The 19,876-nt window shown below is 68.4% G+C and carries 17 protein-coding genes and 1 pseudogene; 7 read left to right on the top strand and 11 right to left on the bottom strand.

Annotated features, from left to right (window positions below):
- Nucleotides 1–66: 66 nt before the first annotated feature.
- Nucleotides 67–978 carry a LysR family transcriptional regulator gene (locus SBI80_RS20940; protein WP_318976747.1) on the bottom strand — a complete coding sequence of 304 codons (912 nt, stop codon included), beginning with the start codon at nt 976–978 and terminating at the stop codon, nt 67–69.
- Nucleotides 979–1,101: 123 nt separating this feature from the next.
- On the opposite strand from SBI80_RS20940, the gene SBI80_RS20935 reads away from it, so the two are divergent.
- Both SBI80_RS20935 and yczE read left to right on the top strand, forming a co-directional pair.
- Nucleotides 1,102–2,610: an aldehyde dehydrogenase gene (locus SBI80_RS20935; protein ID WP_318976746.1), complete on the top strand. Its 1,509-nt coding sequence runs from the start codon at nt 1,102–1,104 to the stop codon at nt 2,608–2,610.
- A 27-nt stretch (nt 2,611–2,637) separates the two neighbouring features.
- Nucleotides 2,638–3,243: a membrane protein YczE gene (gene yczE, locus SBI80_RS20930; protein WP_318976745.1), complete on the top strand. Its 606-nt coding sequence runs from the start codon at nt 2,638–2,640 to the stop codon at nt 3,241–3,243.
- Here the strand turns inward: yczE and SBI80_RS20925 are convergent.
- The 8 genes from SBI80_RS20925 to SBI80_RS20890 all read right to left on the bottom strand — a co-directional run bounded on the left by SBI80_RS20925 (nt 3,215) and on the right by SBI80_RS20890 (nt 13,638).
- The gene (locus SBI80_RS20925) at nt 3,215–4,783 is read right to left on the bottom strand and encodes a GMC family oxidoreductase (protein WP_318976744.1); all 1,569 of its coding nucleotides are present in this window, start codon (nt 4,781–4,783) and stop codon (nt 3,215–3,217) included. The genes yczE and SBI80_RS20925 overlap by 29 nt on opposite strands.
- The gene (locus SBI80_RS20920; RefSeq protein ID WP_318976743.1) at nt 4,780–6,204 is read right to left on the bottom strand and encodes a purine-cytosine permease family protein; all 1,425 of its coding nucleotides are present in this window, start codon (nt 6,202–6,204) and stop codon (nt 4,780–4,782) included. Before SBI80_RS20920 ends, SBI80_RS20925 begins: the two co-directional genes overlap by 4 nt.
- Nucleotides 6,205–6,399: 195 nt before the next feature.
- A complete protein-coding gene (locus SBI80_RS20915) occupies nt 6,400–7,929 on the bottom strand; it encodes an APC family permease (RefSeq protein WP_318976742.1) in 1,530 nt (509 codons plus the stop codon).
- A 237-nt stretch (nt 7,930–8,166) separates the two neighbouring features.
- Entirely contained in the window at nt 8,167–9,588 is a 1,422-nt protein-coding gene (locus SBI80_RS20910; protein WP_318976741.1) for an aspartate aminotransferase family protein, read from the bottom strand.
- Between the two features lie 12 nt (nt 9,589–9,600).
- Complete coding sequence (locus SBI80_RS20905; RefSeq protein ID WP_318976740.1) at nt 9,601–10,749, bottom strand: histone deacetylase-like amidohydrolase; 1,149 nt, start codon at nt 10,747–10,749, stop codon at nt 9,601–9,603.
- An 86-nt stretch (nt 10,750–10,835) separates the two neighbouring features.
- Nucleotides 10,836–11,435, bottom strand: a complete 600-nt coding sequence (locus SBI80_RS20900) for a TetR/AcrR family transcriptional regulator (RefSeq protein ID WP_318976739.1) — start codon at nt 11,433–11,435, stop codon at nt 10,836–10,838.
- 123 nt (nt 11,436–11,558) lie between these two features.
- A complete protein-coding gene (locus SBI80_RS20895) occupies nt 11,559–12,371 on the bottom strand; it encodes a carbon-nitrogen hydrolase family protein (RefSeq protein ID WP_318976738.1) in 813 nt (270 codons plus the stop codon).
- Between the two features lie 79 nt (nt 12,372–12,450).
- Nucleotides 12,451–13,638 carry an MFS transporter gene (locus SBI80_RS20890; RefSeq protein WP_318976737.1) on the bottom strand — a complete coding sequence of 396 codons (1,188 nt, stop codon included), beginning with the start codon at nt 13,636–13,638 and terminating at the stop codon, nt 12,451–12,453.
- 94 nt (nt 13,639–13,732) lie between these two features.
- On the opposite strand from SBI80_RS20890, the gene SBI80_RS20885 reads away from it, so the two are divergent.
- The 3 genes from SBI80_RS20885 (at nt 13,733) to SBI80_RS20875 (ending at nt 16,126) form a co-directional block, all read left to right on the top strand.
- Nucleotides 13,733–14,281, top strand: coding sequence for a TetR/AcrR family transcriptional regulator (locus SBI80_RS20885; RefSeq protein ID WP_318976736.1), 549 nt, complete (start codon nt 13,733–13,735; stop codon nt 14,279–14,281).
- Between the two features lie 178 nt (nt 14,282–14,459).
- Nucleotides 14,460–15,005 carry a hypothetical protein gene (locus tag SBI80_RS20880; protein WP_318976735.1) on the top strand — a complete coding sequence of 182 codons (546 nt, stop codon included), beginning with the start codon at nt 14,460–14,462 and terminating at the stop codon, nt 15,003–15,005.
- A 140-nt stretch (nt 15,006–15,145) separates the two neighbouring features.
- The gene (locus SBI80_RS20875; protein ID WP_318976734.1) at nt 15,146–16,126 is read left to right on the top strand and encodes an alpha/beta fold hydrolase; all 981 of its coding nucleotides are present in this window, start codon (nt 15,146–15,148) and stop codon (nt 16,124–16,126) included.
- A gap of 3 nt (nt 16,127–16,129) precedes the next feature.
- Here SBI80_RS20875 and SBI80_RS20870 read toward each other — a convergent pair whose 3' ends face one another.
- The gene (locus tag SBI80_RS20870) at nt 16,130–16,978 is read right to left on the bottom strand and encodes an HpcH/HpaI aldolase/citrate lyase family protein (protein WP_318976733.1); all 849 of its coding nucleotides are present in this window, start codon (nt 16,976–16,978) and stop codon (nt 16,130–16,132) included.
- A gap of 149 nt (nt 16,979–17,127) precedes the next feature.
- Here SBI80_RS20870 and SBI80_RS20865 point away from each other — a divergent pair.
- Together SBI80_RS20865 and SBI80_RS20860 are read left to right on the top strand one after the other, a co-directional pair.
- Nucleotides 17,128–17,378, top strand: a pseudogene (locus tag SBI80_RS20865) (hypothetical protein).
- Nucleotides 17,379–17,490: 112 nt separating this feature from the next.
- Nucleotides 17,491–18,255, top strand: a complete 765-nt coding sequence (locus SBI80_RS20860) for an endonuclease/exonuclease/phosphatase family protein (RefSeq protein ID WP_318977024.1) — start codon at nt 17,491–17,493, stop codon at nt 18,253–18,255.
- On the opposite strand, the gene SBI80_RS20855 is transcribed toward SBI80_RS20860, so the two are convergent.
- Entirely contained in the window at nt 18,249–19,856 is a 1,608-nt protein-coding gene (locus tag SBI80_RS20855; protein WP_318976732.1) for a phospholipase D-like domain-containing protein, read from the bottom strand. The genes SBI80_RS20860 and SBI80_RS20855 overlap by 7 nt on opposite strands.
- Between the last annotated feature and the right edge of the window lie 20 nt (nt 19,857–19,876).

The following is a 19,876-nucleotide window of genomic DNA, read 5'->3' as shown; positions in this document are numbered from 1 at the left end:
TGCATCTGTACAGCGCGTAGTTCCGATGTACGGCATTGGAGAAAACGATCCAAGCACGTGGGAGAGTCAGGAGCCGGGCGCGCTCGCGAACAGACTTCGGCAGAGTTCGGCGACGACGCTGGCCCGCCGGGTGGGTCGGGCCGCGACGGCATCGAGCAGGATGACCGTCAGGCTTGGCGGATCACCACTGATCGGGACCGCCGCGACCGAGTGCCCGTCGAGTGCCGTCGGCACCGCGGCCCGCAGATTCAGCACGCAGTAGGCCAGACCGCGGCCGACCAGCGCACGGCAGGTCTCCACCGTGGTGGATCGGTAGCGAATGTTCGGCGTCACCCCGGCCGCAGCGAACACACCCTGGAAGTAGTCGCGGCTGTGGGGCAGATCCAGCAGCACCATCGGTTCGTCGGCCAATTCGGCGAGGTCGATGCTGGCGCGGCTGGCGAAGCGGTGCTCGCCGGACACCAGCACGTACGGCGGCAGGGTGAACAGCGGCCAGCGCTTGAGGCGCGGATCCTCGACGAGGTCGTAGCCGATGCCGAGTTCGAAGGTGCCGTTGGCCACGCCCTCGGCGAGGTCGGCGAGGTCGACCTCCGTCGTGTGCAGGTGGAGCTTGGGCAGCTTCTCCGCGGCCGCGGCCAGCAGCTCGGGCAGCAGGTAGGGCGCAACGACCTGGAAGCATCCGATCGAGAGCGTGCCGCTGAGCGAGGTCCCCAAACCCTGTGCGACCGCCCGTAGGTCGGCCGCGGAGGTGAGAAGCTGGCGGCTTGCCACTAGCAGTTCCTTGCCCGCCGGCGTCAGACTGATCCCCCTGGCGTGATGGCGGACCAGCAGCTGCACCGACAGCGCGTTCTCGAGGTCCGCCAGCGCCGCGGACATGGCCGATTGCGACAGGTGCACCGACGCGGCAGCGCGGGTGACGCTGCCCGCCTCGGCGACTGCGACGAAATACTCGAGTTGGCGCAGCGTGTAATCGGACACGACGGACCTCCAGTATCAGGAAAACCGATCCTAGGGTTCGGAAAGACCGGCTGTACAGCTGCACGATCGCATTGCAGGGTGGAGTCGACGCTGGGCCCCGGCTCGGCCTGCGAAGGAGATCACGTGACGACGAAGCCAGACACGACGGCGGACACGACACCCGCGACCCTGGCCGACTGGCGCCGCCGCGCCGCGGACGTGCGACCGCGCGACGGCATCTTCGTCGACGGCGCGTTCCGGCCTGCCGAGTCCGGAGCCACCTTCGATTCGGTCAACCCCGCCACGGGAGACGTCATCGCGTCGGTGGCATCCGGGCAGGACGTCGACGTCGACCACGCGGTGTCCTCGGCTCGTCGCGCCTTCGACGACGGCGGCTGGTCGCGCAGTTCGATCGGCGACCGCAAGCGCGTGCTGTTGCGGCTCGCGGCGCTCGTCGAGGAGCATCGCGTCGAGCTGGCGCTGCTCGACTCCATGGACATGGGCAAGCTGGTCAACGAGGCCTTCACCGTCGACGTACCCTCTGCCGCTGCCCTATTCGCCTATTACGGCGAGGCCCTCGACAAGATCAACGGCGAGATTGCGCCGACGGAACCGGGTAATCTCGCACTCGTCACTCGCGAACCGCTCGGTGTGGTGGGTGCCGTGACGCCGTGGAACTTCCCTCTCGACCTCGCCGTCTGGAAGGTCGCGCCGGCACTGGCAGTGGGAAACTCGGTGGTGCTCAAGCCTTCCGAACGCGCACCGCTGTCCTCCCTGCGGCTGGCCGAACTGGCCATCGAGGCCGGCTTACCCAGCGGGGTGTTCAACGTCGTGCCCGGGCTCGGGCACACGGCGGGCGCGGCGCTGGGCCTGCACGCGGGAGTCGACGTGCTGGCCTTCACCGGATCGACGGCCACCGGCAAGCAGTTCCTGCGCTACGCGGCAGACTCCAACCTCAAGCAGGTCTGGCTCGAATGCGGCGGCAAGAGTCCGAACCTGGTGTTCGCCGACGCCGATCTCGACGAGGCCATCGACAAGGCCCTGTTCGGCGCGTTCTACAACCAGGGCGCCGTCTGCTCGTCGAATTCCCGCCTGCTGGTTCAGAAGTCGATTGCCGACTCCTTCGTCACCGAGCTGGTGGCCCGCGCCGCGGCGATGCGACCCGGTAATCCCCTCGACCCGACCGCCGCGCAGGGCGCCATCGTCGACGCCGCCCACGCCGACCACGTCATGGGCTTCGTCGAACGCGCCAGGGCCCATGGCGAGGTGCGGGCGGGCGGACGGCGCATCGACGGTGGCTGCTTCATCGAGCCAACGGTCGTCACCGGTCTCGGCGCGACCGACGAACTGATCACCGACGAGGTGTTCGGACCCGTGCTCGCGGTACAGACGTTCGACGATCAAGACGAGGCGATCCGGCTGGCCAACAGCACCGTATACGGCCTGGCCGCCTCGGTCTGGACCAGCGACCTGCGCCGCGCGCACACGGTCGCCGCGGCCCTGCGGGCCGGCACGGTGTCGGTGAACACCGTCGACGCCTTGAGCGCCCAGACCCCGTTCGGCGGATTCAAGCAGTCCGGGTTCGGTCGCGATCTGTCCCTGCACGCACTGGACAAGTACACCGGGCTGAAGACCACCTGGATCGCCCTCTAGGGCCCATCGCAAGCAAACCCGTCGACGATGAACAGGTGGCTGCCGCGTCCGCGCCAGGCCGTTTCCCTGGTGTGCGGCCAGTGGCTGTTCGGGACCGGCGAGGCGATGCTGGTGGCCGCCCATCTTGGCAACTCACCGTGGACGGTGTTCGCGCAGGGCGCCGCGACGCGTGCGCACACCTCGATCGGCGTGATGACCAACGTGCTCGGCGCGCTGGTGCTCCTGCTGTGGATCCCGTTGCGGCAGCGCCCCGGTCTCGGCACCGTCACCAACGTCCTGCTCGTCGGGACGGCGCTCGACGTCACCCTGCGCTGGCTGGCGCCCGTGGACGCCATGGCCGGCCGCATCGCGCTGTGCGTCGGCGGCATCCTCGTCGTCGCCCTGGGCAGCGGGATCTACCTCGTGACGGGCCTCGGCCCCGGTCCCCGCGACGGGCTCATGACCGGCATCGCACGGGTCTCGGGGTGGCCGCTTGGGGTGGCGCGCACCCTCGTCGAGGCAGGCGTGCTGGTCGCCGGCTGGCTGCTCGGCGGGGACGCCGGGATCGGCACGCTGCTGTTCGCCGCCTGCATCGGCCCCTGCGCGCACGCCGCGGTCCGACTGATCAGCCGGATACCAGACGATCAGCTGTGAGCCGGGCGTCCGCGTCCTCGGCGATGAGCGCACTGGCCCGCTCGGCGACGGTCATGATCGTTCCGACCGGATTGACCGACGGGATCGTCGGGAACACCGACGCGTCGACCACCCGCAGCCCGTCGACACCACGCACCCGCAGCCGCGAATCCAGCACGGCCAGTGGATCGTCGGCGGCGCCGATGCGGCACGTTCCCGAGACGTGGTAGACGGTCTGGTGCGTGGCGCGCAGCGGTGTCGAGAGTTCCTCGTCGGTGGTCAGGTCCGCGCCCGGGAACACCTCCCGGCCAATCCAGTCCGACATCGGGGACTGCGCGGCGATGCGCCGGGCCAGCCGGATGCCGGCGATGAGGTTCGCCTCGTCGGCACCGTCGGGATCGGTGAAGTAGCGGTAGTCGATGCTCGGCGGGGCGGTGGGATCGTCGGAGGTGATCCAGACCCGGCCCCGGCTACGCGGTTTGGCGACGTTCGGGGCGATCGACACGATGTGCTCGGGGAGCTCGATGCCGTAGGTGACGGCGTGATCGGCCACGGCCTCGACCGGAAAGTGCATCAGCACGTCCGGCCGGGCGGGACCATCCTCGCGCACCCGCACGGCGGCGCCGGCGTCCCACCCGGTGGCGCAGGTCTCGGGCACCTCGCGGCGGGCCTCCCACACGATCAGCCCCTCGGCGTGATCCATCAGGTTCTCCCCGACGCCAGGGCTGTCGACCAGGACGTCGACGCCCGCGTCGGTCAAGACCCGTCGGGGTCCGATTCCGGAGAGCTGCAACAACTTCGGCGTGTCGATGGCACCGCAGCACAGCACGACCTCGCGGCGGGCCCGAAGCTCGGATTCCGTGCCGTCTGCGTCGCGCACGACGACGCCGACCGCGGTGCCGTCCTCGACGAGCACCCTGGTGGCGCGCAGGCCATGCAGGATCCGCAGATTGGGCCGGGTGCCGATCGCCTCGTGCAGATAATGCACCGACGTCGAGGACCGCAGATGCGTCTCTGGCGTGTAACCGATCTCGAAGAATCCCGCGCCCCGTCCCGTAAGCGCGAAGTCGGGATCACTGTTCCATGCCGTCCTGGCCGGCAGCTCGAGGGCTCGTCGCGCGGACTCCACGACGTCGGCCACGTACGGGTTCCGGTGCTCGGCCGGCACTGGCGTGATCGGAGCGGCGATCCGGTCGTAGTACGGATCGAGCGTGGCCGAATCCCAGCCCTCGGCACCCAGGCTCACCCACTCGTCGAGGTCGGCGGGCAGCGGGCGCCAGGTGATCATCGTGTTGGCCGTCGAGCAGCCGCCCAAGATGTGCATCCTGGCCTGACGGATGTGGGAGTTGCCGCGTTCCTGCTCGACGCTGCGGTAGTCGAAGTCGTACTCACCCTCGAGCATTTCGGCCCAGCGCCGGATGTCCAGCGCGCGTGGCTCGTTGGCATCGCTGGGGCCGGGCTCGACCACCGTCACCACGACCTCGGGGTCCTCCGAGAGCCGGGCCGCTACGATGCACCCGGCGGTGCCGCCGCCGACGATCAGGTAGTCCGACTCACTCACGCGAGGCTCTCCACCCCGCGCGCCGCACCGGCTTCGTCCCCCGCCTGCATCCGCGGCTTCATCAGCACGTAGTAGAGCGGGCAGATGACCGCCAGCCCGACGATCCAGGAGATGTCGACACCCCCGATCGCGGAGGCGATGAAGCCGGTGAAGAGCGTCGTGGATAGGAACGGGATCTGCACCAGGATGCCGGCGAAGTAGCAGCCGATGGCCACCCAGTTGAACCGGCCATAACGCCCGCCGTCACGCTCGAACAGCGCCTCGATGTCATAGTGCCCGTGGCGCAGCAAGTAGTAGTCGACGAGATTCACCGCCGTCCACGGGATCAGCACGCAGAGCAGCAGGGCCAGGAAGTTGGCGTAGTTGGCCAGGAAGTCGTCGGCGCTGACGAGAGCCGGGATCAGCGCGATCACGAAGAGCACCACCGAGACCGCGGCGCGGCTGCCGGCGCGTGGGTTCCACTTCGGAAAGACGTTCTGCCCCACGGTGATCGTCGACAGCGTGCCGCAGTAGAGGTTCATGGCATTGGTTGCCGTGATGCCGACGGCGAAGATGGCGAACACGCCCGTGCTGACACCGTGCGTCAGCGTCGACAGACCGTCCATGGTGTCAGCGTCCGGCAGCGCAGCCCCGACCAGGACACCGAGCAGCATGGGCAGGACCGAACCGAGGACGCATCCGGAGTAGGTGCCCCAGAACGCGGCACGCTGCCCGGTGTCGCGCGGCATGTAGCGGGTGTAGTCCGAGACGTACGGCGCGTAGGCGATCTGCCACAGGGCGGCCACCGAGAGCGTGGCCATGAATCCGGCCCACGTGAAGCCGTCGGTATGCCAGGTGCCGTCCGGCACGCCATTGACGCCGATCATCCAGACGAACGCGACCACCAGCGCACCGCCTGCGACGACCGACAGGATCGCGGTGACGCGGTGGATCAGCCGGTAGCCCACCATCGTGGCGATCACGCTGATGAGCCCGATGACGACTATCGCCCAATTCGACGGCAGCCCAGTGACCTTGGCCAGCGCCTGACCGCCGAGTACCGCGTTGGAGGCGAAGAACCCGAGGTACATGAACACGACGAGGACGACCACCAGCAGGCTGCCGTACGAACCGAACTGGGCGCGCGTCTGCAGCATCTGCGGGACGCCCATCTGCGGACCCTGAGCGGCGTGCAGGGCCATCACCACGGCGCCGACGACGTTGCCGAGCACCACCGACAGCGCGCCCGCCCACAGCGGCAAGCCGAACACCGTGGTGGCGAGCGCTCCGGTGATGATCGTCAACAACATGATGTTGGAGCCGAACCAGACGGTGAACAGGTCGCGCGCCCGGCCGTGACGTTCGTCGACCGGGATGTGCTCGATGGTCCGTCTCTCGACGGACTCGGGAGTGGGGTTGGCTCCGGGGGTTGATGCAGTCATGGCGTACCGACTTTCGGGGCAACGGCGTAGTCCGCGCGGCGGTGACCGCGATCACCTGAGTATTGGCCGACGCCTAGGACAGGTAAATCACAAAGAATCGGGCGACTGCATCGATTTTGGCGATGCATCGTCGCGAGTGTGAATCCTGCGACGCCGAACCGGTGGATTCCGTCGCAGGATTCACACTCGCTGCGGTCACGCTGAGGCGTTGACCTGCTCGGGTGCGGCGTCCCGCACCGCGACGCGCAACGGCTTGGCCGCCAGGTAACCCACCATGCCCAACGCGGTGAGTGCGGCGAGGGTGCCGAGCGTGAACACCTCGAACACCGTGGCGCTCACCCCCCAGGTCTGTTCGAAGTCGTAGTCCAGGCCGAAGAGGCGGTCGAGCGTGCCCGGGAACACGGCCACCCAGCTCCCAAGTGCCACCCAGGTGATGCAGAGCGCTCCCATCGCCCGGAACACGTTGTCCGAGACCGGCACCCTGAACGGACGGACGACGTCGGGGAACGCGGTGCGCAATCGTACCGCCGCGGGAATCGAGATCAGATAACTCAGCAGGAACGTCGACACCGAGATCGACAGCACCACGGCGAACACCGCCGCCGCCGAACCGCTCACCGCCATGGCGGCGAACATGAACGCGGTGCCCACGGCGCCCGACAGCAGGTTGACGCGCACCGGCGTGCCCAACCTGGGATGAAAGCGGCCGAAGAAGCCGCCGAAGAAGGCGCCGTCGGCGGCGGCCATCGCCTGCATGCGATCGCTGATGATCATCCACGCCGAGCCCTGCGTCATCAGAATCAGTGCGAAGACGACGCCGGTCAGCGTCAGCATGGCCGGGGCCGCCGAACCATACACGGCGTACACCGTGGCCACGGCCTCCATCAAGCCGCCGATGCCGGTGATCTGATCGGCGGGCACGACCAGCAGGATCGCGGCGATCGGGAGCAGGTAGGCCGCGGCGGCGATCGCGGAGGAACGCGCGATGGCCACCGGGACGTCGCGGGCGGGCTTCTTCATCTCCTCGGCAGCGCTGTTACCCGACTCGAAACCGAGGTAGGAGAACAACAGCAGCGGCGTCACGCCAAGCAGACCGGCCAGCGTCGGCGAGAAGTCCCCCGCGGTGAGTCCAGCCAAGCCGTGGCGAGCGGCGTAGATGCCGGCCGTGACGATGAAGCTCACCAGGAAGACGATCTTCAGGATGGCGCCCATGTTGGGGATCCACTTGCCGTGGCGCAGGCTGACGACCGCTGCCACGACCGTCATCCAGATGAAGGCGAACTTGAACCCGTAGTCGGTCGGGGAACCGTGCTCGAAGGGCATGACGTATCGGCTCCACACCTCGGCGGCGATGAACGTGCACGACCCACCCACCCACACGGGCTGCGTCACCCATGTCAGGAGCGACGCAATCGCCGCCATCGGGCGGCCGAAGGCGCGCCGCACCCAGACGTACACGCCGCCCTCGTCGGTGAAGGTGCTGCCGATCTCGGCGAAGATCAGGCCGTAGGGGACGAGGAAGAAGACCGCGAGGACGAGCGCCCACGTGAAGGTCTGACCGCCGAAGCTGGAGACCTGACCAAGCACCTCGATCGACACGACGGCAGCGACGATGAGGAAGACGACGTCGAGCCGCCCGAGCGACTTCTGAAGGTGCTTCGTCTCACTGGCGGCCCGAGCGGTCTGCTCGGCGGCCGATACTTGAATAGGCTTGTCTGGGGCCACGTGTCGCGTCCTTGTCTCGAGAGGTCATCGGGGAGCGAGGCCGCTCCTGTGATACTCGACACTGCAGCCGACGTGCGACGGTTGTAAAGAACACTTTTCCTGCCATGAAGATCGGTTTCATCGATACCGATTGTGCTGCAAAGGATCTCAGTGCACACGGCTGGCTGACGCCAAAACAGTTTTCGCGCATTACGATTCGCCCGTGGGCGGGTGACCACGGGCGAATCGAAGGCGCTGCTAGAGCACCCGGTCGGCCAACTCGCCCAGCACCCGGCCCACCCGGCCGACGAGCTCGTCGATGTCGGCGCGGGTGAACACCAGCGGCGGGGAGAACTGCACCAGCGGCGTGCCCTCGTGGTCCACCGCGGCTCGGCAGAGGATGCCGGCCGCCATCAGCGCGGGCTGCAGCATCGAGTGCACGAAGTCCCCGGCCGGCAGCTGCGCAGCCCAGGTACGCCGGTCCGTGTCGGTGACCAACTCCAGCGAGTAGTGGTACCCGAGTCCGCGGACGTCACCGACGAGCCGCTGGTCGAGCAGCGTGTCCAGCTGGGCCCGGAAGTACGCCTCGTTGCGCCTGACGTTGCCGAGGACGTCCTCGCGTTCCATGATCGCGATGTTCGCCAACCCGGCGGCGCAGGCCGCGGGGTGGCCGCCGAAGGTGAGTCCGTGCAGGTACATGCCGTCCGGACCGTCGTTGACGGCATCGAGGATCTCGCTTCTGGTGATCATGCCGCCGAGGGGGACGTGCGCCGAGGACACGCCCTTGGCGAACGTGATGACGTCGGGCCGGACGTCGAACCGCGTCGAGCCGAACCACTCCCCTAGCCGGCCGAACCCGCAGATGACCTCGTCGGCCACCAGCACGATGCCATGCCGGTCGCAGATCTCGCGCACGCCCTCGTGAAAGCCCGCGGGCGGCACCAGCGACCCGCCGGCATTCTGCATCGGTTCCAGGAAGATGCCAGCCACGGTGTCGGGACCCTCCTGCACGACGAGGGTCTCGATCTCGTTCAGCAGGGCAGCCGTGAACTGCTGCTCGGATTCTCCGGCCGGGCGCCGGTAGCGCTTGCTGTTGGTGACGTGCCGCGAGCCGTACATCAGGGGCTCGAACTGCTTGCGCAGGTTGGTCATTCCGTTCAGCGACAGGGCCCCGAACGACGTGCCGTGGTAGGCCGCGCGCCGGGAGATGAACTTGATGCGCGAGTGTTCACCGCGGGCCTGGTGGTACTGCCTGATGAGTTTGATGGCGGCCTCGTTGGACTCACCACCACCGGAGGTGAAGTACACGCGATCCAGTCCCGGCGGCGCCAGCTCGGCTATCTTGGCCGCGAGCCGCACCGCCGGCGGATGCGCCACCCCCCAGTTCGTGTAGTACGGCAATTCGGCCATCTGGTCGCGCACCGCGTCACCGATCTCGGCGCCGAAGCTGTATCCGACGTTGACGCAGAACAATCCGGCGAGCGCGTCGAGGTACTCGTGGCCGTCGGCGTCCCACAACCGGCTGCCCTCACCTCGCACCATCACCGGCGGCGGGGCACCGGTGTAGGCCGAGCCCGGGGTGAAGCTCATGACGAGGTGCCGCTGAGCCAGCCGGCCCAGATCGGTCGTCGACTCGTCGGTGCGGTCGGGCGTCCGCGAGGTCGTGATGGTGTTGGTCATGGGGTCGTCCCTTCAGTCGATTGGGGTGGGGTCCAGGTGAAGTTCGCGAGCGATGTCGTCGACGATCGCGCACTGGTACTCGACGACACGGGCCGTCGGCTGTTGCGCGACGAAGATCTCCTCGAACGGGTCGACGACCTCGGTTCGAACGCCTGCCAGCGTCTCGATGATCGCCAGTCCGCAGAAGGGCACGGCCGACTCGGCGTATCCGCCCTCGTGCACGACCACCAGACGGCCGTCGCACAGATGCTCGGCAGCCTCGAGCACCAGGCCGGTCATCTCGCGAAATGAACCAGCGTGCAACAGTTGTCGCGCCAGCGGGTCCACCGCGTTGGCATCCAGCCCGCTGGCCACGATGATGAGCTCGGGCCCGAACTCCTCCAACGCGGGAAGCACGATCGTGCGCATGGCGTGCAAATACGTGTCGTGGCCGGATCCGGGCGGCAGCGGCACGTTGAGGTTGAAGCCACGGCCGGGGCCGTCGCCGCGCTCGCCGACCGCCCCGGAGTCCACCGGAAAGCAGTTCTCCTGGTGCAGCGAGATGGTCAGGACGTCGTCACGCTGGTAGTAGACGTGCTGGGTGCCGTTGCCGTGGTGGACGTCCCAGTCCAGGACGGCCACCTTGCCGAGCCCGCGCGACGCCTTCGCCGCTTCGATGGCGATGGGAATGTTGGCCAGCAGGCAGAAACCCATGCCCGTGTCGGGCAGACAGTGATGTCCCGGAGGCCGCGACAGCGAGTAGGCGTTGCGACGGCGGCCGTCCAGTACGTCGGCGACGGCTTGCTTGGCCAAACCCGCCGATAGCGAGGCGATTTCGAAGCCACCGTGTGAGAACAGCGCCTCGGGACCGATCTCGCCGCCGCGTCCTGCGCTCAGCGCTTGGAAGCGTTCGACGTAGTCGGCGGTGTGCACGCGCAGCAGGTCCTCGACGGTGGCGGCCACCGCGCTGCTGACCGTGAGCTCACCGGTCAGGCCGGAGACGTCCAAGAGGGACTTGAGTCGGCGCTTGGATTCCGGGGACTCTGGGTGCCCGCCACCTGCGAGGGGCTGCAGCCAACCGCCGACCGGGAGGAAGAGCACTGCCTCACCCGTGCTGTGCCACAGGCAGAGCTCGTCGTGATAGAGGCCAGTGCCGGCAGAGCCACCAGCGTTGGATTCCATGACCTGCGATCGCCCTCTCTAATTCTCTGCGCTTGAACGCAAAGAATGCGCCTCCGCGAAGGCGTCGTCAAGCGGTGGCGCCGAAGTTACAGCTCGGCGCCGGTGACCGACCGCGCGTAGGACCGCAGCAGACCAACGGCCGAGCGCGCGTCCAGCGAGGAATTGCCGCCGTTGAGATGCATGCCGTAGGCGTCTTCGAGGGCGACGAAGTTCTGCGCGATGGCCAGCACTGGTTCGGTCAGCGTGAAGTCTCCGGACGCGCGGCCGGCCTCGAGCACCGCGACGTACAGCGACACCTCGCGGTCGAACAACAGCGTCAAGAGCGTGCCGTGCGACGGGTCGCGACCAGCGTTGACGGCCAATTCGTAGAGTGCACGGTTGAGCATGTCATCGGTGCCGGTGGGCAGTCCCGACTCGATGAGGTTGAGCAACCGGTCCCGTGGTCGGTCGAGCCTGGTGATCGCCTCGAGCCGCTGCCAGTAGTACCGGTCCACGGCGTTGCGATAGACCTCGTCGATCAGGTCGTCGATCTCGGGGTAGTAGTAGGCCACCAACCGGGGCGAGATCTCGGCCGCGTCGGCGACGTCCTTCATCCGCATGCCACCGACACCGCGATGGGCGATCACGTCGATCGCGGCCGCCACGAGCTGGTTGCGACGCGCGTCCTGATTCCGCACCCGCGCCATGACGACCACCTTCCGCTCAGCGCCTCCGAGCGTACGGTACCGACCGGGCCGGACCAATCGAATCCCAGCCCGGTTTCATTGCGCCCTGGAGCAAGCAATTGCGTGGCACGTCGGCTCGACGGTTCACCGCACGGGTGGCGCCGGGTGCGCCCACAGCGCGCCGGCCGCGACCTCGGCCGCCCGGATTCCGGCGTCCAGATCCACGGTGGCGACCAGCAGCTCCGGACCCACATCGTCTCCGACCCGACCCGCCTGCGCCGCGATCGTCCCGTCCGGAGCGATGATCCCGCTCTTGCCGAGCAGCTCGCCGCCGCACTGGTTCGCCATCACCCACCACTGGCCGTTCGCCAGGGCATTCGCGGGATACAGGACGTCCCACCAGGTTTCGGTGGCGACCTCGTAGGCACACGGTGCGATGACGACGCGGGCGCCGCGGTCGTGGAGCAGGCGCGCGTAGGAGGGATGGTCACCGTCGAAGCACGTGCTTACGCCGACGGTGCCGAATTCGTCGACGTCGAGGACGGTGGCGCGATCGCCCGCCGTGAACACCGCGTCCTCCCCGAGGGGGACGTAGAGGTAGACCTTGCGATGGGCGGCCGCAAGCCGTCCGTCGGGCGCGTACACCGGGACGGTGTTGTAGAGGTGAGCACCGTCGCGCTCGGGCACCGAACCCGCGAACAGCCACACGCCGTGGGATCGAGCCGCCTCCGCCAGGGCCCGTCCACGCGGGCCCTCGAGCGGTTCCGCGGCGCCCTCGGCATCCGTGGCCACCGTCGCGGGTTCGTATCCGCACGGCCAGAGTTCGGGAAGGACGATCAGGTCGCAGCCGCGGCCCGCGAGCGCGGCAATGAACTCGAGGGCGTCGCGCAGATTGCGATCGGGATCGCCACATCGCGCCTGCCATTGCGCGATACCGATCGTCACCATGCCCGCCATCCGGTCAGTATTCGCGCTCACCGACACCGCGCAAAACGCCCTCGATCGATGCAACGGTTCGGATTCCCCGATGCGGGGGTCAGCCCTGCGCGACGGGCGCCGGCGTCCTGGCGAGTCCGTGCAGCGGGCCGAACGCGCGGGCGACGACGGGACTGACCGCGGCCAGCAGGGCCATCGCGACCGACACCGCGACGGCGCCGCGCGGGCCGTACGCGTCGGTGGCGACACCGGCGATGGCGGTGCCGACGGCGCCACCCACGATCGCGGCACTGCTGAGCCACCCGAACGCCTCGGTGGCCACGTGCGGGCCGACCTCTCGGGAGACCATCAGGTGCAGGGCCGACATCGCGGGAGCGAACCCCACGCCGGACAGGAACAGCGCCGCGAACTGCAGGACCAGGCCGTCCACCACCCCGTACAGCGCGATACCGATGGTGACCCCGGCAAGCGCCGCGACGACTCCGATCACCCCGAGCCGACGATGGCCGAAGAACAGCCCGCCGGTCATGGATCCGACACTCGCCGAGGCGATCGCCGCTCCCGCCGTGGCCCCGCCGTTGCCGAGGGCGGCGATGATGCCGACCTCGAGGGCGGTGAAGGACGCCACCAGCGCGAGGCTGGCCACCATCGCCAACAGAACGGCGCGGTGCAGCAGAACCCGGCCGAATGTCACGCCGCTGGCGGCCTTCTCGGGGTGGTGGCGACGAGAACTCAGGAGGAACCAGGTCGTTCCCACCAGCGTGACCGCGGCGCAGAGGATCAACGGGAAGGCCGTCGACATCGCCGACGCCAACACGGTCGCCGCGACCGGGCCGATGACCCAGATCAGTTCTTGCGCCGTGGTGTCGAGCGCGAAGAGCGTGCGCACCTCGTCGTCGCCGACCATCTGCGGGTAGAGCGCCCGCACGACCGGCATCAACGGCGGCATGGACGCTCCAACGAGCAGTCCCAACCCCGTCAGCACCGCGGCCGACGACCCGGCCAGCGCCAGGCCCAGGGTGCCGGCGGCGTTGACGATGGCGGCGGTCATCAGCGTGCGTGCGACCCCGACCCGGCCGGCGAGCCGCGCGGTCATCGGCATCGCGACGGCCTCGCCTGCCCCGACACTCGCCACCACGGTGCCCGCCAACGCATAGGAGTGCGTCAACCCCTGCACGTGCAACAGGATCGCCAGCGTCAGGATGCCAAGAGGCAGGCGCGCGCACAGCTGCGAGGTCGTCACGTTGAGGACGCCGGGCACCCGGAGTATGTCGCGGTAGGTGCCCATGGTTGCCGTCCTTCAGTCGAGTACCGACCCCAGCGCGCGGTACTACACCGTCCAGACGGTACACAGGCTGGAATGGACATCGTAAACTGGCTCGGTGACCTCTTCGCGGGACCGCATCCTGGACGCCTATGCGGACCTCCTCATCACCGATGGTGAGCGGCAGGCCACGCTGGAGGCGGTGGCGGCCCGAGCCGACGTCTCCAAGGGGGGCCTGCTCTACCACTTTCCCTCCAAGGAACGACTGGCCGTGGGGCTCTGCGAACGGCTGGCGACACTGGCAGCTCAGGACGCGCACGCCATGCGCACCGCCGACGAGGGACCCGCCCGCTACTACGTCCGCTCGTCCCAGTACGCGAACACCCCGCTGGACCGAGCTCTGGTCGCCGTCTCGAGGTTGCGCCAGTCCGGCGACGGACGAGCCCGCGCCACCATCGAGGCCGCCTCCGATGCATGGCTGGCCATCCTGCACGAGGCTCTCGGCGATCTCGACGTCGCCAGGGCCGTGAAGCTCATCGGCGACGGCCTGTACTACAACGCGCTCAACGGGGCGGCCGGCGGCCTTCCCGCGCCGACCGAGCCCGACCAGGGTCTGCTCGACGTCGTCGATCGAATCACCAAGGCGGTCAACGCACCTCGTCGTTGACCCCCGGCCGCCGGCAGGACGAGCACCGCGCGCACGTGGGGGCTAGCACTACCCGTTCGGTCATGCCAACGCCATTGTGACGTTCGGCCCCGCGCGGAGATGCTGTCTGCATCGGCGCAGGATTGGCGCCGAACGCACTGGCCGCCAACGGCCCTCGAACCCAAGGACCGGAAAGACCATGAGTAAGGCAGTTCGCGAGGATCTGGTCCTCTCACACGCAGTCGTCACCGCCGACGTGGACGCACCGTTCGACCGCATCGACATCGCGCAGTGGCTGAAGACCCTCCCCACGCACGAGTATCAGCGCTGCGCTCCTGGCGATCACAAGGCCGCCGGTTACACCGTCGACGACGACGGCACACCGATGTCGATCAACGTGGAGATGATCGGGACGGGCCTGGTTATCCAGCAGTATCGCTTCGAGGTGGCCGAACCCCACCATTGCAAGATGGTCTCGCTCTCGGACATCCTCACACCCGCGGGATGGACTACCACACAGGTGATCTGGGAGCTCCGAATGGAACGGATCGACGGGGATCGGTGTCGCTACACCAACTCCGTGACCTCCCACCCCACCGAGGACTTCCTGGCTTTCATCGCCGAGCACGGGCAGACGTTCGAAGATGCCGCCGCAGCTCGGCAGGAGGCGTCGGGACGCCACTGCCGCGTCGAGACCCCGCGGTACGCGCAGAGCATCGCCCGATCGGCTGCTGCCAGCGTCTGACGCATCACGCTGCTGTGCAATCGATCTGGTCATCCGACTCCGTAGTGGATCTCGTCGGCAGCGGTCCACGACGGTCACTAATGCCGCCCCGTGGGTCGTGTCAACACCATCTCTCGCGCACAACGTCTTAGGAGCTCGTCATGACTGCCACGCTGGACTACGACCGCAGAGCGGAGCCCCCGTGCGATCGCTCACTGGGCCGATCCGGTCCCACGTCACGGCGCATGCGGCTGTCCGGAGGCCACCTCGCCTACACCCTGGCCGGCGCCGGCCCCATCGTCGTCCTGATACACGGGTTGGGTGGCACCCGCCAGACCTGGGAGCACCTGATCCCCGTGCTCGCCCGGACGCACACCGTGATTGCGCCCGACCTTCCCGGCCATGGCGACTCCGATCCGCCGGCCGGAGACTACTCACTGGGCGCGCACGCCTGCGCCGTGCGCGATCTGCTCCTCGCACTCGGCCATCGCCGCGCGACGATCGTCGGTCACAGTCTCGGCGGCGGGGTGGCGCTGCAGATCGCCTACCAATTCCCCGACCGCATCGAGCGTTTGATGCTGATCAGTAGCGGCGGTCTGGGATCCGAGGTCGCCCCGTTGTTGCGGGCCGCAACCCTACCGGGAGCCCAAACCGTGGTCGCCGGGCTGGCGAAGATTCCCGTCGCCGTCACGCGGCGCGCCATGGCCCTGCTGCCACCACTGGCCGCATCGCCGGATGCCGATGTACTGGCCAGAGTGCTGCGAGGGCTGACCAGTCTCCAGCGGCGGCGGGCCTTCGTGCGCACCGCGCACACCGTCATCGACTGGCGCGGCCAGCGCGTGTCGGCCACCCGCCAGCTCGGCCTCTTGCGCGAGGTGCCGGTATTGGTCGCCTGGGGAACGCGGGACTCCACGATCCCTCCGCACCATCACCAGAGCTTCGCCAATCGTGTGCCACACGCGGCGCTGCTGGAGATCCCCGGCGCCGGGCACTACCCGCACGAGACCGAACCCGCGCTGCTACTCGCGGCGATGGCGACGTTCCTGTCGAGCACGATGCCGTTCCACTACTCCGAGGAACGGTGGACCGAGCTGCTCACCGCACCCCACCTCGATCCCGAGACGGTAGACGCAGGGGCATGACCCTCAGAGGCCAAGCTTCTCGGCGAGGTCGAGCACGGCTTCGGCGCGGGCCCGGGTGGGTCCCACGCTGCCGTCGTAGGGCCCGGCCGGCGCATCCAACCGGGCGAGGACGTGGCGTGCCTCGTCGATGTCCAGAGCCGACGGACTGAGCAGCCGATTGATCGTCTCGGCATGGTCGAGATCCAGGCACAGCCGTCCGCTCATCCCGGCGGCCTTGGCCACCGCGGTCTCCCGCGCGAGGTGGCGGGTCTGTCCACGCAGGGTCGGTCCGTCGATCGGAGCAGGCAGTCCCGCGGCCCTACTGGCGATCACCAGCCTGGCGCGCGCGTAGGCCAACACCGTCGGGTCTTCACTCATCCCGGTGTCGCGGCGAAAGTCGCCGACACCGAAGGCAATGCGGGAACATCCGTTGGCTCGCGCGATGTCGGAGACCGATTCGACGCCGAGCGCCGATTCGACCAGCGCGACCAGTGGCGTTCCGAAGGGCAGCCGGGCGGCGGTGGTGGCGACGTCGTCACCGGATTCGGTCTTGGCCAACATCACGCCAGCGAGTCCACGCGTCTCGGCCACGGCGTCCAGGTCGGCAGACCAAGCTGGCGTGCTGGTGCCGTTGATTCGCACCCACCCCTGCCCTGCGGCATTCAGCCAGTCGGCCACCGACCGTCGACCCGCGGGCTTCTGCGCATCGGGAAGGCCATCCTCGATGTCGAGGACGACCGCGTCGACACTGCTGGCGACCGCGGCGGCGTAGGCGTCCGCACCATCCGGGATACCGGGCTGCAACAGCCAAGTTCGGGCCAGTGACCAGTGCGGCTTGCGAACTCGCTCGGTTGACTGCGCCGAAACTGGCACGTTCGGGTCCTCTCCTTCGACGATGTCACCTCCATCGTCCAAGCCGCCCGGGCAGAGCACCAGGTTGCGCACATAAAGTTCACGGCGATGAGTTCGGCCGTCCTCCTGCGTCTGCATGGGTACCCGCCCCGAGACCCCAGGAGAGCACCATGACCGCCACCTACACCTTCGACGTCTTCTCCAGCCTCGACGGTTACGGCGGGGTCAGCTCCGGCGACTGGGGTGGCTACTGGGGCAGGCAAGGCCAGGAACTCCTCGACCACCGCCCGTCATCACCGGCCGGACCGGCGACGAGCCGATCTTCCGGGGTGCGGCCGACTTCGACTTCGAGTTGCTCGAGAGCCGGACGCTGGACGGCGACATCCAGGAGCTCGTCCATCGCCCCACCCTGCACGTCTGAGCCAGACCGTGCACGGCGTCCAGCGGACCCACGAGCCCGGGATGCTAGACATGGCCATGCGGCGAAACTCATGGCGCGCCAGGCGTGACGCCTCGGGGAGCCGGTGATCGCGCTGCGCGTCGCGACCTTCAACATCCTGCACGGCCGGACCGTCGGCGACGTCGTCGACGCGGCTCGGTTGTATGACGGCATCCGCCGGCTCGAGCCCGACATCCTGGCACTCCAGGAGGTCGACCTCGACCAGGAACGCTCCGGAAACGTCGATCTGACCGCCGTCGCGGCCGAGGCGATGGACGCCGTCGACCACCGGTTCGTGCCCGCGATCTCGGGCACCCCCGGATCCAGATGGACCGCGGCGACGGGTGCCGAGCAACCCGGCTCGGCGGCGTACGGCATCTCGCTGCTGTCCCGGTTTCCGGTGTCCGACTGGCGGGTGCTGCGCCTGCCGCACATTCCCGCCCGGATACCGGTGTACGTCTCGGTTCCCCGCCGGGTCGTCGTCATGCACGAGGAGCCGCGGGCCGCGGTCGTCGCGCAGCTGGACACACCGCTGGGTCCGTTGACGGTGCTCAACACCCATCTGTCCTTCGTGCCCGGATGGAATCGCCACCAGTTGCGCCGGATCACCGCCGCGCTGCGAGACCTTCCTGGACCGCGCCTGATCGTCGGCGACCTGAATCTCTCGTCGGCTGCCGCGCAGCGATGGTCCGGGCTGCGGACGCTGGCCGTCTCGCCGACGTTCCCCGCCCACCGCCCACGGCGCCAGCTCGATCACATCCTCACCGACGACCCTGGATTGCTGGTGCGACACCGCGAGACGCCGTTGATGCCGATCTCCGATCACCGACCCCTACTGGTCGACATCCACCGTCAGTGATCGGATTTTCCTGCTGGCGTTGACTTCTCGCCGCTCACCACGTCGATGACGATGCCGCGCAACATCTCGTACCACGGGGCGAATGGGGTCTGGCGCAACGGCCACGTCACCACCGATTCGACCAGCTTCAGCGTGCTGAGCGCGATGGACTGAGGCACGTGCAGGGGATCCATGAGGTCGTTCTCCGCGAACGGGCCCTCGTCGGCGGAGACCATGGTGTCGGTCAACTTGCGCAGGGATCGGCCGGTGCTGCGCAACTCTTCGATGCCATGGCGGAATGCGCCCCGCCGCTGCACCTCCTCACGGAAGGCTCCGACGGAGACCCCCAGATGCTCGGCCACCAGACGGTCTCGGGTGTCGAGGATCTCGCGTCGAACCTCGTCGTGGTTCGCAAGCCTGGGATCGGCTTCGATCGCGATGTCGCACTCGCTGTCGAAGCCCAGTGAGCGGTTGTTGAAGTTCGACGACCCGATGCGCAGGAACCTGCCGTCCACGGCGATCACCTTCGAGTGCACGTACACCGATACTCCACCGCCGGCCACCGGCCAGTAGACCCCCAGCCGCTCGTGCAGGTCCGCCGACCTGAGCAGTCGCACCAGGCGCTGACGCGCGCTGTCCATCGACTCGACTTCCAGACGGCTCTCGGAGCTGCGCGGGAGGATGATCACCACTTCGGGCCCGTGCTCCTCGCGCAACCGCGCCGCGATCGCCTCGGCGATGCAGCGCGACGCGAAGTACTGATTCTCCAGGTAGATGACGTCGCGAGCGGCGGCGATCGCTGCCAGGTCCAGTGCCTCGACCTCGCGGACCTCCTCGCGATGAGGCAACCCCGGAAGCGTGCGCGCCACCCCCACCACCACGTCGTGCAGCGCTGGACGGAGGCCCTCGGGCCACACGGACGCGAACGGTACGTCCTTGACCATCGATTCGCCGGTCGCTGCCTCCCACCGCTCGTGAGCCTGCTGGGCGAGCAACCGCGCGGCGGCTCCGTCCATCGCGGCGGCGACCTCGTGTCGGGGGCCGTACGGATCGCCGGGCCCGTGCCTGCGCGGGTCGGCGGGGAGATGGTCACTGGTGTCCCAGCGGCCGATGGTCAGATCGATGCCGCCGCAAAACGCCACCGCATCGTCGATCACCACGATCTTCTGGTGGTGTACCGCGCCGGTGGGGCGCACTCCGTCGACTGCGAAGTGCATGCGCGGCGAGGTGACTTCGTTGACCAGACTCACCGGCGCAACGCCGAACCAGAACGCGTCGAATGCGGGCAGCAGGCGAAGGTTGGACTTCAGCAGGTAGACGTTGAGTTCGCGGCGCTTCCACAGCAGCCAGTGCAGGAAGGGCCCGAGGTGATTGGGCCCCTCCAACGTCGTCTCGCCTCGCTCGAAGGCCGTGCGGTAGTCCAGATCCCAGCCGATGATGACGATTCGATGGTGCGCGTCGAGCATCGCGGTCTTGACGTGGCGCAGGTAATCCGCCCCGTCGACGATGGCGGCGTAGCGATCCGCCGGCGCCGACCGCCAGCAGGTCTGCCCGGGGACCAGCAGCGTCTCGTCGGATCCGTCGGCGTGGTCGCCGGCCGGATCATCGGTGTGCACGGACATCGATTCCTCCCGGATCCTCG

The sequence above is a fragment of the Mycolicibacterium sichuanense genome, from assembly GCF_033741125.1.
Lineage (GTDB): Bacteria > Actinomycetota > Actinomycetes > Mycobacteriales > Mycobacteriaceae > Mycobacterium.
The sequence above is the reverse complement of the archived record's forward strand: the minus strand, read 5'-3'. Positions and strand labels throughout refer to the sequence as shown.